The following is a 15,164-nucleotide window of genomic DNA, read 5'->3' as shown; positions in this document are numbered from 1 at the left end:
TATAGTCTACATTAGCTTATCTAAGATAACGATTATTTTTCACTGAACAATATTCAGCACAAACTTGTCAATAAAAAATTTATTTCATATATTTAAACTATTCCACGAATAAAATAAACCATTATGATAAAAGCAGCGCTTAAAACACTTGGAATATCTTCTCAGAATTTAGGATCATCAACTGGACAACAATGGTTTTCCGAGGGTAAAGAATTCGAATCCTTTTCACCTGTCGATGGAAAGCTCATCGCAAAAATAAAAGGCAGCAATCGTCAGGACTACGAAGCGGTCATTAAGCAAGCCGGAGATGCTTTTTTACAATGGCGCCTACTACCTGCCCCAAAAAGAGGAGATATCGTTCGCCAATTGGGTGACAAGCTCCGTGAACTTAAACCCATTCTCGGAAAATTAGTTTCCTATGAAATGGGTAAATCTTACCAAGAAGGCATGGGGGAAGTGCAAGAGATGATCGATATCTGCGACTTCGCGTTAGGCCTATCTCGCCAACTGTATGGTAACACCATCCATTCGGAACGCCCCGGGCACCGCATGTACGACCAATATCATCCTTTGGGCGTTGTAGGTATTATTACAGCATTTAACTTTCCGGTGGCGGTATGGGCATGGAACACCGCCCTCGCACTGGTCTGCGGCAACACTGTCGTCTGGAAACCCAGCGAAAAAACACCGCTATGTGCCATAGCTTGCCAAAAATTACTTGCAGAAATCCTACACAGCAACGGGCTGCCCGAGGGAATATCCAACCTCGTCATGGGCGACAGAGAAGTTGGCGAGTGGCTTTCGGCAGACAACCGCATCGCTTTGATTTCTGCAACAGGATCCACGCGCATGGGAAAAGAAGTCGCCGTCGCCGTAGCACAACGCCTCGGTAAAACACTTTTGGAACTCGGTGGAAACAATGCAATCATCGTTACTCCAGACGCAGACTTAAAAATGACCATCATCGGTGCTGTATTTGGCGCCGTGGGTACAGCCGGACAACGCTGCACAAGCACCCGAAGACTTATTATCCATGAGCACATTTATGACAATGTCAAAAAACAACTGACCAAAGCTTATGGTCAATTAAAAATTGGTGACCCTTTGGACACGAAAAATCATGTAGGACCATTGATTGACAAAGCCGCCGTAAAATCATACTTAAACGCACTGGACAAAATTAAAACACAGGGGGGAAAAATGCTGATCAAGGGAAAGGTACTTGAAGGCAAAGGCTATGAAAGTGGCTGTTATGTGCAGCCTGTTATTGCCGAAGTCGAAAATCATTATGAAATCGTACAGCATGAGACCTTTGCCCCTATTCTTTACTTAATCAAATACAAGGGAGATATCAGTGCGGCCATAGATCTACAAAACAGCGTCGCACAGGGGTTGTCTTCGGCCGTCATGACGAACAACCTACGGGAAGCCGAGCTATTTCTGAGTGCTGCTGGCTCTGATTGTGGTATCGCCAACGTCAATATCGGCACATCGGGAGCAGAAATCGGAGGTGCTTTTGGAGGCGAAAAAGAGACTGGCGGAGGTCGGGAATCTGGGTCAGATGCCTGGAAAGCCTATATGCGCCGTCAGACAAATACCATCAATTATACGACTGACCTACCGTTGGCACAAGGTATCAAATTTGATTTATAAACCATTTACACACAAAATTATGAGCAACGTACATGAAAGATTAAGCAAACATATATTGGCCGATGGATTTCCTTTGGTTATGGATATGGAAAAATCCCATGGTTCTTATGTCGTGGATGAAAATGGGGATGAATACCTCGATATGTTCAGTATGTTTGCTTCCATGGCCGTGGGTTACAATCATCCACATTTGGTCAAACAACGTGACTTCTTAGGCAAAATGGCCGTCAATAAGCCAGCCATGTCTGATATTTACCCAAAAGAGTTTGCTGATTTTGTCGACACTTTTGACCGGGTAGCCATACCGAAAGAACTCTCCTATGCCTTTTTCATATCAGGCGGAACACTCGCCGTGGAAAATGCTTTAAAAGCTGCCTTTGACTGGAAAACAAGGCTTAATTTTGCACAGGGAATACAAAAGGAAGCCAGCCAGGTCATTCACTTTAAACAGGCTTTTCATGGCAGATCCGGTTATACCCTGTCCTTAACAAATACACAAGACCCCAGAAAATACCTTTATTTTCCAAAGTTCAACTGGCCACGCATTACCAATCCGAAGTTGAGCTACCCCTTAACAAGCGAACATATTGAGCAGACCATTACTTTGGAGGAAAAGGCTGTCTTAGAAATACGCCAAGCCCTTGCCGCCAACCCCAACGATATCGCCTGTATCATTATTGAACCGATACAGGGCGAAGGTGGCGACAACCATTTTCGAAAGGAATTTTTCGTACAGCTTCGTCAAATCTGTGATGAAAATCAGATCCTATTGATTTTTGACGAAGTACAGACCGGATTGGGTATTACGGGGAAAATGTGGGCTTACCAACATTACAACGTAATTCCCGATATCATTGCCTTCGGCAAAAAAGCACAGGTATGTGGTATACTGGCGAGTAAGGAAAAATTTGATCAGGTGGAACATCATGTCTTTAAAGAGTCCAGTCGTATCAATTCAACATTTGGTGGTGATTTTATGGATATGCTCCGCTTTAAATTAATTCTTGAAGTCATAGAACAAGAAAATCTCGTTCAAAATGCAGCAGAAAAAGGGCACTATCTACAAGATAAGCTCCAGGAACTGCTAGTGAAAAAACCGCAGCTGTCCAATTTACGAGGAGAGGGTTTATTCGTTGCATTGGATTTCACATCGGAAGCTGCACGCAATGAATTTATCAAAAATGCCTATGCAAATAAACTGATTATGTTAGGCTGTGGAGAGAAAAGTATCCGTTTTAGACCGCACCTTAATGTGAGTTATGAGGATATCAATAAAACGATAGCAATTATAGAAAAGAGTATTTCCTAAAAAATAAGCAATGCTAAAAAGCTTCAATGTAGCCTATAGCATTGCTTATTTTTTTTATAAACTATCTATCTCTACATACATTGGGACGGTCAATATCGACCAGTTCTGAAATTCCATACTCATCAAACAGGTCTAAGAGTGCATCTGTACCTTCTTCAAGTTTGTAATCCATCTCTTCTTTATATACAGGGATCATTGCATAAAAATTGATCAGATTACCATCTTTGGTTTTTAACTCCAAAAATTCCTCATCAAAACTTAGCATAGGTGGAAGCAGCAACATACAACCGAAACCTGTATTTGCAATATCCTCGGCTTCCATCCCATTGGGAATGGTATGCCCATATCCCAACCAGGTTTTATATTCATGGGGAAACCGCGCTAATCTTTTCAAAAAGTAGACCGGCCAATAATTGTTGTCATCCTGAAATTCCTCTTCTCCGATCTTCCAATCTGCCGGCAACACGACCATCAGCTCCGCCCGTTCATAAGCCTCTTTGTTTTCAACTTCATCTGGAACATGCATAGCCAAATCACTCATGCCTGAAGTAACCAATATATGGAATGGATAGTTTGCACTTGGTTTAATCCAATGCACATCGATATGAACAAGTTCGGAGATAATCTCATGGAACACCATATCGGGTTCGGCAATATATTTGGTCAAATGCTCCTCGATTTCATCCAGATAGACACATTGTACCTCCGGAAATAAGCTTTTTGGATCCTTATCATCAGATTGATCCTCATAACGGTAGACCGTAGACCCTCCAGCAGTAATTTCTGTATCTTTTTTTTCGGACGGAGATTCTTCCTCTTCGCCGCTCATAATTTTTTTGACTTTATCCCAAAATGACATATTATCTTATAAATGGTGAAAATTTTAGCGATTATTTTCTATTCAAATTTATTCAATTACAGCTACTACAGGCTGTCTAAATCTTGTTTTAACTGGTTTTCCTTTGACCTGTCCCGGCATCCATTGTGGCGATCTGCGCATGGCAGACAACACAGCCTTTGCAAACTCGGGACTCACTTTATCGGGATTCTCGATTTCAATATTACAGATCGCTCCATCTTCACAAACAATAAATTTCAGAACTGCCGTCTGCCGAGATCCATATTTTGCATAGGCCACACTGTCCATTGCCCTGATTGTTCCCGACAAATCCAGGTTATTTTGCAAAAATCTGGACCAGGCCACCACCCCGCCCTTGAAATAGGGAAAATCATCAACGTTCTGTGCAATACTGTCTGCAGGAATATCCCGTTTAGCAATCACTTGTGCACTTGCGGAAGTACACCATACCATAAAAAGTAGAATTGAAAAAAAAGTCTTAAATCCAGTTAAATACATAACCTATCCTATCCATAATCGTACCATTTAACGCTTGTATAAGATAATTTATTGCTTTAAATCCTCCGGACTAATTGAGCGGCATAGCAACCTCTGCATTAAACGCCCCTGTTTCATCAACAAGAAAACTGATCGGATGCTCCGGATTTTTAATAATCTCGAATAAAGTCAATCCCCAAGGTTTCCAAAAATTTTCCAAAACTTGGCCATAAGTCTTATTTTGCCAATGATCAAAGATAGGTTTCATCGACATATCCGCTAATGGCATAGGTTCAACATAGACTTTTTCCGGGGTGTTTAGATAGGTATAATCTGGCAAACGGTTAAATAAGTAGGCTGAATAAAAATAGCGTGCACACAATTCTTCAAACTGGATCGGGTGTAATGTTTTGCCCGCAATGACTTTGAGAATATCTTCGTGATAAATATTGTTTGTCGCATTATCTTGAAGACAGGCAACTACAGCAAAGTCCTTCATACGGATCGAGAAGATCAAGGTATTGATTTCATCACGATACATAAATGTATCCGGTGCATTCTCAACAGGTACAACAACCAATGAAAATGGGAATGTATTTTCAAACTCCATCGGTACAACCAGAGACTGTAACATCGCATGTAGATTCGTAAAACGCTGTGCAAGCGCCTGAGAAAAGTTCATATCTTCACCAGAAGCTTTTTGCTGCTGAATTCCCGCAAGAATTTCATTAAAAACCACTCCATAGATGATTTTTGTCATCCATTGAAACAATAGTAATGGATCCAGCTGTTTGACGGCTTCATAGCCTTGTTCAAACGACTGTTCTACCGCACGTTCCATTTGCTCAATAGCTTCGGCTGCAGCCATGGAACACGGTAGTTTCAACGATTTGTAAGTAACCAGATTCTCATCCAGCATTTTAAAAGGTTTATCTTCCAATTGAAAAGATTTCATCATCCATACAGGAAACACCTGAATGGATTCTTCTTCCGACTGAAGCTTATTCCCTGTTAAAAAACAAATATCTGAATCAAACTGAAATTGTTTGAATGGATTATACAAAGTTGTCGCCATAATGCTGGCAAAGTTAAAACAAATCGAAAAGTCCGCAAGAAAAGCAAATTCTTATTACGATATGGTGACTTGCATTCTTAAACTTATTTTATTTTCAGAAATTATTGAAAATTCAAAAACTTTAAATACCTTTGATATAGGCAATCACAAAAAGGATGGGAAAGCCGATCGGTTCAATAGTCCGATAAAAATAAATTGAGGTATTGGCAAAATAAAAGCACGATGGAATTACAAGAAGCAAAACAACAGTTCATAGACACCTGGGGCGCATTAGGTTCTGAATGGGGGATCAACAAATCTGTTGCTCAGGTTCATGCCCTACTCCTTTCTGCAAGCAATCCCATGTCTACAGATGAGATTATGGAAAAGTTAGTGATCTCCCGCGGGAATGCCAATATGAGTATCCGGCAATTGATCGATTATGGTATTGTCTACAAAAAACATATTGCTGGTGATCGAAAGGAATATTTCGTCGCAGAGAAAGAGGTCTTAAAATGGGCGATGAAAATTGCAGTGATGCGTAAGCAGAAAGAGCTTGACCCCGTAATGGATATTCTAAAGGATATAAGCCAGAATACCGAAAAGGACCAGACTGCAGAAGGTAAGGAGTTCCATAAAACGGTAAAGGACATCCAAAATTTGACGGATCAACTCGAAACTATTGCCAACAAAATTTTCAATACAAGCGGCGGAGATTTATTAATCAAATTGATCAAACTAATGATGTAGCGTCATGAACTTCAATATCCTAGCGTACGCAATCTACGGCCTGCTCACCTGTTATATTATTCTTTGGGTCGGTCGGTTATTCCATAAAAATGGCCGGATTTTCATCCTCTCGCTTTTCCGCCAGGAGGTCAACTTGGCCGATACGACAAATAATTTATTGCTGCTGGGATATTACCTACTCAACATTGGATATGCAATCCTGCAATTTAGTTATTGGCGACAAATTGAATCATTTGATGAAATGATCTGCAGCATTGCCTTTAAAACAGGACGATTACTTTTTGTCCTCGTTGGGTTACATTACTTCAATATGCTCAGTATTTACTTTTTCGCAAAAAGAAAGAATTCATTAACCATTAAACATTAATATCATGGGAAATTTAACAGTTATCGGGTACTTTATCTACTTACCCATTGCAATAGGATTAACCTATTATGTTGCCTACGTGCTTTTTAAAAATAGCATTGTTTACATGAATGATATCTTTGCCGGCAGGCCGGAGGTAGCCCATGCCACAAATAATCTATTTCGCATCGGATTCTACCTCATGAATTTGGGATTTGCACTCTACATACTTGAAATCAGCCTGTACAAGCCCAGCATTCAGGAACTCATTGAGCGTCTGAGTTATAAAATCGGTGGATTTAGCATATATCTTGGTGTAATGCTCTTTCTTAATATGTTTCTCTTCTTTAGAGGCAAACGGATTGCAAAACAACGAAGAAACATGGATACAACCTTCAATGCATAATTAAAACAGACTGCAAATACACTTGCCATGAATAAAATAGTCATCGCTGGAGGAACAGGTTTTGTTGGACAATATCTTTCCGAGAGATTTCGTACATTAGGCTATCAGGTGATCATCATTGGCCGTCGGCCGGGCAATATCCTTTGGACCGATCGATCCGCTATTTCCGATTCACTGGAAAATGCAGCGATGCTAATCAATCTAGCCGGAAAATCTGTCAACTGTCGGTATAACGAAAAAAATAAGGCCGAAATATTTTCCTCACGGACAGCAACGACTACGCTTCTCGGCGAGCTCACAGCAGGCTGTACCAATCCACCAAAGCTATGGCTAAACGCGAGTACCGCCACCATCTATCGTCACGCCGAAGATCGTCCAATGACAGAAAGTTCGGGGGAGATCGGAACAGGTTTTTCCGTCGATGTTGCAACATTATGGGAAAAGACTTTTTTCGACTTCAAATCGGAAAAGACAAGGCAGGTGGCACTTCGGATGGCGATAGTTTTGGGCACGGATGGAGGGGTTATCCTTCCTTTTAAAAATCTTGTACGTGCCGGACTAGGGGGTATACAGGGAAATGGCCGGCAATATTTTAGCTGGATTCATATTGAAGATCTATTTCAGCTTATTCTGTTCTTAAAAGGTCATGAAGATTTGTATGGTGTCGTCAATTGTGCGGCACCCAACCCGATTATGAATAAGACTTTTATGGCAACTTTTCGACAGGTAATGAACCGTAAAATTGGCCTACCATCTCCAAAATGGCTACTGGAAATAGGTGCGGCTTTAATCGGTACGGAGACAGAGCTGCTTTTAAAAAGCCGTTGGGTATTACCTGAAAGGTTGGAGAACAGTGGATTTACCTTCAAGTTTCCAACGATTTCAACTGCTTTGCAGGATATTTTGCAGCGGGGATAAAAACCGAAAAGATAAATACGTGGGGTAAACCATTATCCCACGTTAACCTTGAAATTTTCAAATACAAGTGGCGCAGTGACAATAGTGCCCTCGTTATTTTTTACGCCTTTAAACTCGGAGGTTTTTCCTTTCTCCAATAGGTTCTTCATCTCTTTTTCGTCCAGAAAGATACCATTTAATGTCCGCCAGATCTTAAAATCACATCCACGGGCATAATGGTCGCACTGGGCCACTTTATCGTAGAGCAAAATCAACCCCTTCTCACATTTCGGACATTTTATCTTTCCTTTTTGTTGAGGTTTAACTTCCTCTTGTGCGAGAGAAATCCGCAGTGTCAACAATTCTTTTGTGATTTTGGCCGTATAGTCCTTAATATGTTTCATAAAAACATCATAAGACACTTTATTGGCCCGCATTTCCTCCAGTTTCTGCTCCCATTTACCGGTCAAAGTTACTTTGGCAATGGAACGATCTTTTACAAGATTGTATACCGCAAGCCCCTTTTCCGTTGGAATCAGTTTTTTCTTGTCGCGCTTAATATAATCACGTTGAAAAAGTGTTTCGATGGTTGCAGCACGCGTAGCAGGTGTACCAAGTCCACAGTCCTTCATAGCCTGTCGCATCTCATCGTCTTCAATTTCCTTTCCCGAGGTTTCCATGGCCTTCAATAACGAAGCTTCGGTATGTATGGGTCTTGCTTTGGTAAAACGTTCGGCAAGTTCGAGGGTCAGAATCTGCAATAATTCCTCGGCTAACAGCTTCGGTAATTGCGCATTTTCATTATCCTGATCGTCATTATTTTTATCTTCATCAGGCGCTTCGATCTGCTCCGCGGAAAGACGCCAACCGTATTGCTTGATCACAGTACCTTTGGCGATAAGTTCAACTCCCTGCGCATCAATTGTCACGGTGGTAATATCTTTTATACAAACTTCCGAGAAACTTTCCACCATACGCTTGGCAATCATATTGTAAACGTTCTGTTGCTCTTTGAGCATGGACCCCGGCTTTTCATCCGTCACCAACAAGGCATGGTGATCTGTTACCTTTTTATCATCGACAGAACGTTTGTTCAATTTTGCACCGATCAGATTTTTTGCAATCGACGCGATGGATTCGTCTGCGGTATCTGCTAAATGTTGAAAAAGTGCGTCAATTTCTTCAAAAACATCCTCACCGATGTAACGGGAGCCCGTACGCGGATAAGTGATGACCTTCTTTTCGTAAAGTGTTTGCGCAATACTCAGTGTCTGATCTGCCGAATAACCATATTTTTTATTTGCATCCTGTTGCAGCGATGTCAAATCAAATAGCAAGGGTGGCTGTTCTTTTGTTTCTTTGGCTTCCACCTTTGCCACACGGGCATTGGAACCAACGGTCAATCGCGCAATGGTTTGCTCGGCAACATCCTTTTTATCGATCTTATTGGAGGTTGCCTTAAAACTGATATTGTCTTTTTCAAACCCGGCCTGGATTTTATAAAATGCCTGGGGTTTAAAATCTTTGTTTTCCAGATAGCGTGAACAAATCATGGCCAAAGTTGGCGTCTGTACACGGCCCAAAGAAAGTAATCCTTTATTTCCCGCCGCCAAGGTGATGGCCTGCGTCGCATTGATACCGATGAGCCAATCTGATTCCGAACGTGAGCGGGCAGACATATATAGGCTATCGTATTCCGCACCTGCTTTCAGATTGGCAAATCCTTCTTTAATGGCCTTATCTGTTTGACTCGATATCCAAAGGCGTTTAAAAGGAACTTTAGAACCCAAAAAATAGTATATATTACGAAAGATCAATTCCCCTTCCCGTCCAGCATCGGTAGCCACAATGATTTCTTCGGCCTGTTCTAAAAGGGATTTTATGGTGTTGAGTTGCTTAACTGCTCCGGTATCATCCATCTGCTTGCCATCACGCTTCACTTTCTTTGACTCCAGCTTAAATGTTGGTGGAATGATCGGCAAGTTTGAAATTGTCCACGAATTGTATCCGTAAGCCTGTGGCGTACAGAGTTGAACCAAATGACCAAAAGCATACGTAAAAGCATAGCCATTGCCGGCGATATAACCGTCTTTGACTTCCTTCGCCCCCATCACTCGAGCTAGATCACGCGCCACGGAGGGCTTTTCAGCAATTACAACCTTCATTTTAGATATGAGATGTTAGATTTTCGATCCGAGACTAGCTGTAATGCCCGAGGGTATTACAGCTAGTCTCAATTTAATATTGATGTTTTAACCCTTTACCTTAAACGTCCCTATTCTATGGATGGTATCGTTATTCCTTTGATTTTACGATACAGCTCTATCGCATAAACATCAGTCATACCTGAAACAAAATCCAATACACAACGAATTTTCGAATACGAATCTTGTTTGTCCGTATAAAATTGTTCAGGAATTAACGCAACTAGCTTTTTATCGTAATTATTCTTGTTCTTCTTCAGGTATGCCGGAACAAATTCTTTCAATAGGGCATCCATCACCCGGTAGCCAGCAATCTCAATCTGTACAACTGTGGGTGCATTATAGATTTTTGCAATGGAAATCTTCGAGATTTTGTTCATTTGTGTAACAATATCTTCATCTAGGGCATCCATCAACGCTGATGCGAAAGTTCCTGACAGAAACTTGTCCTGCTCACGTACAAAGACATCAACACATCCTTTAATCAAGGTATTGATCGCTTTGGCACGTAACAATGCTACGCGGCTTGGGGTATCCAGCAATCCATCGAGTCTGTCACGAAGATTTTCTTTACCACATAGTGGCAATAGTAATTCTTCGACTTCCTGATAGGACAATATTTTAAGATGATGAGCATCTTCTAAGTCAATAATATTGTAACAGATATCATCTGCAGCCTCCACGAGATAAACCAGGGGATGTCTCAGATAGCCCTTTGGATTAGAGGGATCTTTTAATAGTCCCAATTCATTGGCAACCTTCTCAAACGCCTTTTGTTCTTCTGTAAAAAAGCCATATTTCTTGCGGTGATGGCTCTTCTTAAGGTGGCCATCAATTGCCAAACAGGGGTATTTTACAATGGAAGCCAGCGAAGTATAGGTCAATGCAAAACCTTTGGGATCCTTGCCCTGGAAGGCATGCGTCAAAATCCGCAGGGCATTTGCATTTCCTTCAAAGTGGGTCAGATCTGCCCATTCTTCGGCTGTGACCTGCTCTTGGTATTTACGTCCATCTCCATCTGTGAAATACGTAGATATGGCGGATTCACCCGAGTGGCCAAAGGCTGGGTTGCCCAAGTCATGTGAAAGACATGCCGCCGAGATAATATTTCCGACTTCTTGCAGAAAGGGGTAATCATTATCCAGGTTTGGATTTTCCTCTTTCAGCTGCGCATAAAACATACGCCCCAAAGAGCGTCCCACACTGGCAACTTCTAAACTATGTGTCAATCTATTGTGCACGAATACAGCACCAGGAAGTGGAAAAACCTGCGTCTTATTCTGTAATCTCCGAAATGGGGATGAAAAGATCAAACGATCATAATCCCGTTGAAATTCCGACCGGGCCACAAGGTAACTATCTACGCTCCGATCTTCGTAACCCCAGCGCTTTGCAGAGAGCAAATCTTTCCAATTCATTTTTTCAGACATAGCGCAAACTTAGATAAATTTGCCTTTAAATACAATTATAATCATAGGATACAGCTTCGGAAATTATCCGAATGACTGTCCGCATATCGCTATATTTTACTCCTGTTATTCACCTATTCAGGAGTCATTATTGCAACAGTATCCATGATTGCATTTCAAAATGACAAATTTTACAAACAGCTGTTATCAAAGTCATTTTTATACAGGTTATATTCTGTATCTTTAACCTAAATACCAATAGGGATCCATCATGACGAAATATCAAACACTTATTCCAAAACATTTTGAAGGTACAATCGAAGGCAAAAACACGCATTTGCTCTTATTAAAAAACGAAGGCGGCATGCAAGTACTCTTAACGGATTACGGTGCACGTATTGTCAGTATTTTGGTACCTGATAACAAGGGAAATTTAGTGGATGTAGCACTGGGCTTCGATTCAATTCAGGCCTACCTAGATTCTGATGAGAAATACCATGGATGCACAGCAGGGCGTTTCGCCAATCGCATTGCTGCGGGTAAATTTGAAATCGACGGAAAACACTATACGCTTCCGCAAAACAATGGCAATAATTGTCTTCATGGTGGTATTTCGGGCTTTCATGATAAGGTTTGGGACAGAAGGGTAACTTATCAATCGCACGTCGAATTTTATTATGTTTCCCCAGATGGTGAAGAGGGCTTCCCAGGAAACTTAAAAGTTATGGTTTCTTATACCCTGACCAGAAATAACGAGATCATTATCAAATATCATGCGCAATCGGATGCCGATACGCACGTCAACTTGACCAATCATACGTACTTCAATCTGGATGGGGAAGGCAGTGGCGACGTATTGCAGCAAATCCTTCAGATCAACTCAGATGAGGTCTTATTTGTAGACGACAACCAGATACCAAATGCAATAGTACCTGTGGAGGGCACCGCCTTCGACTTCCGCATACCCAAACCTATTGTTCAAGATATTACTGCAAATAACGAACAATTGATCGCTGCCAAAGGCTATGACCATTGTTATGTCAACAACCAGCCTATTTCGCAGCCTTGTGCAACAGTCTATTCAAAAAACACAGGCATTCAGCTGGATGTTTTTACAACGGAGCCTGGTGTACAGCTCTATACAGCAAACTGGATGACGGGAAATGATTTTGGCAAAAGAGGTTATAAATATTTGCCTTATGCCGGATTTTGTCTGGAAACACAGCATTTTCCGGATACGCCCAATCAGGCGGAATTTCCTTCAACCCTGTTAAAAGCGGGCGAATCGTTCGACTCCGAGACACATTTTAAGTTCTCTATAAAAAAATAAGAAAAGAAAACGGCCGGTAAGCATGTGCTTACCGGCCGTTTTATGTTGATGTGCTGTTTCCTTTGTAGGGCCACAGCACATTTTTTATTTTAAAAGATCATCCAATGCTGATTCGACTTTTTCAAAACCAAAAGTTGCTTTGACCTCTCCGAACATACGTTGAATCTGATCATTGCATAGATTTCCAATGCTTCCTTCGTGCGTATGGTTTACCTCTTTTGATGGCTTGAAACGGCCTTCATCGATATCAATGCCGATAGTCCTGTAGGCCTCCCGGAAAGGAACCCCTTTCAGAACCTCGTTGTTCACGACTTCAACAGAGAACAAATAATCGTATTTTGGATCGTCCAAGATATTCTCTTTAACGGAAATGTTTTCCAACATGAAAGTTGCTATTTCAAGACATTCATTCAGCGATTTAAAAGCCGGGAATAAATTTTCCTTTAACAATTGAAGATCTCTATGATAACCAGACGGCAGGTTGGTAGTCATCAACGCAATTTCATTTGGCAATGCCTGTATCTTATTACAGCGTGAACGGATCAACTCAAAGACATCTGGATTCTTTTTATGCGGCATGATGCTCGATCCCGTCGTTAAATGTGCCGGAAAGGAGATAAAGCCAAAATTTTGATTAATATACAGACATACGTCCATTGCAAATTTGGCCAATGTCGCCGCGATGGAACTCATGCCCTGTGCCAAGATACGTTCGGTCTTACCTCTCCCCATCTGTGCATAAACCACATTGTAATTTAGGTCTTCAAATCCCAGCAATTGCGTCGTCATCGTTCTATTTAATGGAAAAGATGATCCATAGCCTGCAGCAGATCCTAAAGGATTCTTATTACAGACCTTCCAGGCGGCACGCATCATCTCCAGATCATCAACAAGGCTTTCTGCGTAAGCACCAAACCATAATCCAAAAGATGAAGGCATTGCAATCTGCAAGTGCGTGTATCCCGGAATCAGAATATGCTTATATCGCTCGCTGAGTTGGATCAATTCATTAAAAAGAGCTTCTGTATTCTGGATGATATGCTGAATCTCTGAGCGGAAGTATAATTTTAGATCGACTAAAACCTGGTCATTACGGGATCTGCCGGAGTGAATTTTCTTACCTGCCTCTCCAATACGCTGTGTAAGCAGCATTTCGACCTGTGAATGCACATCTTCTACCGAGTCCTCAATACGAAAGTCACCGGCTAAAATTTCTTTATAGATATTTTTCAGTTCTTTTTGTACAAGCACTAGATCCTCATCGGTCATCAGATTTATGCTATTCAACATGCGTGTATGGGCCAATGAACCCAAAACATCCGCAGCAGCAAGTTGCAGGTCCATTACGCGGTCATTGCCGACCGTAAACGATTCTACAAAAGAATCGACATCTATATTTTTTTGCCAGATTTTCATTCGTATAATTTCTTTTTGATCCCGTTATTATCAAAAGCCCTTGGTCGGTTTAGCGTTGATTGAAGCTCCTGATAATTCTATCACATACAATTTTTACAAAAATACCAATTGCAAATGGTTATATCAATGCAAAGATTGCATACATTTTGCTCGGACAATTTGATGAAAAACAAAAAATCTCGTGAAAAAAAAGGGCCGTTACAAAAAAAAATTAAATGTTAAAAGTTTGTTAAATCGCGATAAACACACATTATAAGTAACCACTCACTTTATTTTTAAAAGTTATTTTGTCAGTTTTTTAAGTATTCCTATGTTTGTAGTGTAAGGGAGATGAAAAAATAGAAGATGGTAAGGTTAGTAAATACTTACCGCTTTAAATACACCGAAATTTCAAACCAAATATGATAGACCCCAAAGTCTTAAAACTTGAAAGAAATTACCTAACCAATTGTGAATCGAAATTTAAAGGCACGTCAAACCAAGATGTGCCTTTTTTCTTGTGCTGCTTATTTTATTGTTTTCAAAGCTATAATCCGTTCGCTACCAATCGATGGTTTATTGTATATTTTTTGTCAAGTAAGCGACAAGAGGTCAAGCCAAATTTCTCTTTTAATTGAAATTTTGGCTATTTTTGTTTGACATAATTGAGAATATTCAACATAAAACGTATACGATGGGAACAGAAAGCAAGAGACAGCAACGTTTTGCTGGGGTGATTCAACAGGATTTAGCAGCATTATTTCAACGCGAAGGTAATTCATGGGCTCCTGGAGCATTTATTACGGTTACACGGGTTCGTGTTACGCCGGATTTAGCGATTGCCCGCGTTTACGTGAGCTTTTTAAACACAAAAACGGCACAGGAGGATATTAAGGCCATTCGTTTCAAAACATCTGAAATACGCTATAAACTGGGTGCAAAAATTAAGAACCAGGTAAAGATTGTTCCTCAATTGGAGTTCTTCCTCGATGATACCAACGAATATGTTGAACACATGGATAAACTATTTGAAGAGATAGGCAAAGAACCGCGTCAACCAGAATAATACCATCTA

Annotated in this window: 14 protein-coding genes; 8 read left to right on the top strand and 6 right to left on the bottom strand. The window is 40.9% G+C overall.

All coding sequences use genetic code 11. The features are described 5' to 3' along the window. Positions 1-123: 123 nt before the first annotated feature. Complete coding sequence (amaB, locus tag BV902_RS04490; RefSeq protein ID WP_075990941.1) at positions 124-1,653, top strand: L-piperidine-6-carboxylate dehydrogenase; 1,530 nt, start codon at positions 124-126, stop codon at positions 1,651-1,653. Between the two features lie 19 nt (positions 1,654-1,672). Then, a complete protein-coding gene (gene lat, locus BV902_RS04485; protein ID WP_075990940.1) occupies positions 1,673-2,962 on the top strand; it encodes an L-lysine 6-transaminase in 1,290 nt (429 codons plus the stop codon). A gap of 61 nt (positions 2,963-3,023) precedes the next feature. On the opposite strand, the gene BV902_RS04480 is transcribed toward lat, so the two are convergent. From BV902_RS04480 to BV902_RS04470, 3 genes are all read right to left on the bottom strand, one after another. After that, positions 3,024-3,791 (bottom strand): suppressor of fused domain protein, encoded by a 768-nt coding sequence (locus BV902_RS04480; protein ID WP_216640431.1) that lies wholly within the window; start codon positions 3,789-3,791, stop codon positions 3,024-3,026. Positions 3,792-3,869: 78 nt separating this feature from the next. Continuing rightward, positions 3,870-4,274 (bottom strand): energy transducer TonB, encoded by a 405-nt coding sequence (locus BV902_RS04475; protein WP_075990938.1) that lies wholly within the window; start codon positions 4,272-4,274, stop codon positions 3,870-3,872. A 115-nt stretch (positions 4,275-4,389) separates the two neighbouring features. After that, positions 4,390-5,373, bottom strand: a complete 984-nt coding sequence (locus BV902_RS04470; RefSeq protein WP_075990937.1) for a hypothetical protein — start codon at positions 5,371-5,373, stop codon at positions 4,390-4,392. Between the two features lie 222 nt (positions 5,374-5,595). Between BV902_RS04470 and BV902_RS04460 the strand changes: the two genes are divergently transcribed. From BV902_RS04460 to BV902_RS04445, 4 genes are read left to right on the top strand one after another with little or no spacing between them, the layout of a single operon-like run. Next, the gene (locus BV902_RS04460; RefSeq protein WP_075990935.1) at positions 5,596-6,102 is read left to right on the top strand and encodes a GbsR/MarR family transcriptional regulator; all 507 of its coding nucleotides are present in this window, start codon (positions 5,596-5,598) and stop codon (positions 6,100-6,102) included. A gap of 4 nt (positions 6,103-6,106) precedes the next feature. Next, on the top strand, positions 6,107-6,469 hold the full coding sequence (locus BV902_RS04455) for a hypothetical protein (RefSeq protein WP_075990934.1): 363 nt from the start codon (positions 6,107-6,109) through the stop codon (positions 6,467-6,469). Positions 6,470-6,473: 4 nt separating this feature from the next. Continuing rightward, a complete protein-coding gene (locus BV902_RS04450; protein ID WP_075990933.1) occupies positions 6,474-6,854 on the top strand; it encodes a hypothetical protein in 381 nt (126 codons plus the stop codon). 27 nt (positions 6,855-6,881) lie between these two features. After that, positions 6,882-7,772: a TIGR01777 family oxidoreductase gene (locus BV902_RS04445; RefSeq protein WP_075990932.1), complete on the top strand. Its 891-nt coding sequence runs from the start codon at positions 6,882-6,884 to the stop codon at positions 7,770-7,772. Positions 7,773-7,804: 32 nt separating this feature from the next. Here BV902_RS04445 and BV902_RS04440 read toward each other — a convergent pair whose 3' ends face one another. Together BV902_RS04440 and BV902_RS04435 are read right to left on the bottom strand one after the other, a co-directional pair. Beyond that, positions 7,805-9,916 carry a type IA DNA topoisomerase gene (locus BV902_RS04440; RefSeq protein ID WP_075990931.1) on the bottom strand — a complete coding sequence of 704 codons (2,112 nt, stop codon included), beginning with the start codon at positions 9,914-9,916 and terminating at the stop codon, positions 7,805-7,807. Positions 9,917-10,026: 110 nt separating this feature from the next. Next, a complete protein-coding gene (locus tag BV902_RS04435; RefSeq protein ID WP_075990930.1) occupies positions 10,027-11,385 on the bottom strand; it encodes a deoxyguanosinetriphosphate triphosphohydrolase in 1,359 nt (452 codons plus the stop codon). Positions 11,386-11,635: 250 nt separating this feature from the next. Here BV902_RS04435 and BV902_RS04430 point away from each other — a divergent pair, with 250 nt between their 5' ends. Next, on the top strand, positions 11,636-12,694 hold the full coding sequence (locus tag BV902_RS04430; RefSeq protein ID WP_075990929.1) for an aldose epimerase family protein: 1,059 nt from the start codon (positions 11,636-11,638) through the stop codon (positions 12,692-12,694). A gap of 84 nt (positions 12,695-12,778) precedes the next feature. Here BV902_RS04430 and argH read toward each other — a convergent pair whose 3' ends face one another. Continuing rightward, entirely contained in the window at positions 12,779-14,110 is a 1,332-nt protein-coding gene (argH, locus tag BV902_RS04425; RefSeq protein ID WP_075990928.1) for an argininosuccinate lyase, read from the bottom strand. Between the two features lie 673 nt (positions 14,111-14,783). Here argH and rbfA point away from each other — a divergent pair. Beyond that, positions 14,784-15,155, top strand: coding sequence for a 30S ribosome-binding factor RbfA (gene rbfA / locus BV902_RS04420; protein ID WP_075990927.1), 372 nt, complete (start codon positions 14,784-14,786; stop codon positions 15,153-15,155). Positions 15,156-15,164: the final 9 nt, after the last annotated feature.

The sequence above is a fragment of the Sphingobacterium sp. B29 genome, assembly GCF_001952815.1.
Lineage (GTDB): Bacteria > Bacteroidota > Bacteroidia > Sphingobacteriales > Sphingobacteriaceae > Sphingobacterium > Sphingobacterium siyangense.
The sequence above is the reverse complement of the archived record's forward strand: the minus strand, read 5'-3'. Positions and strand labels throughout refer to the sequence as shown.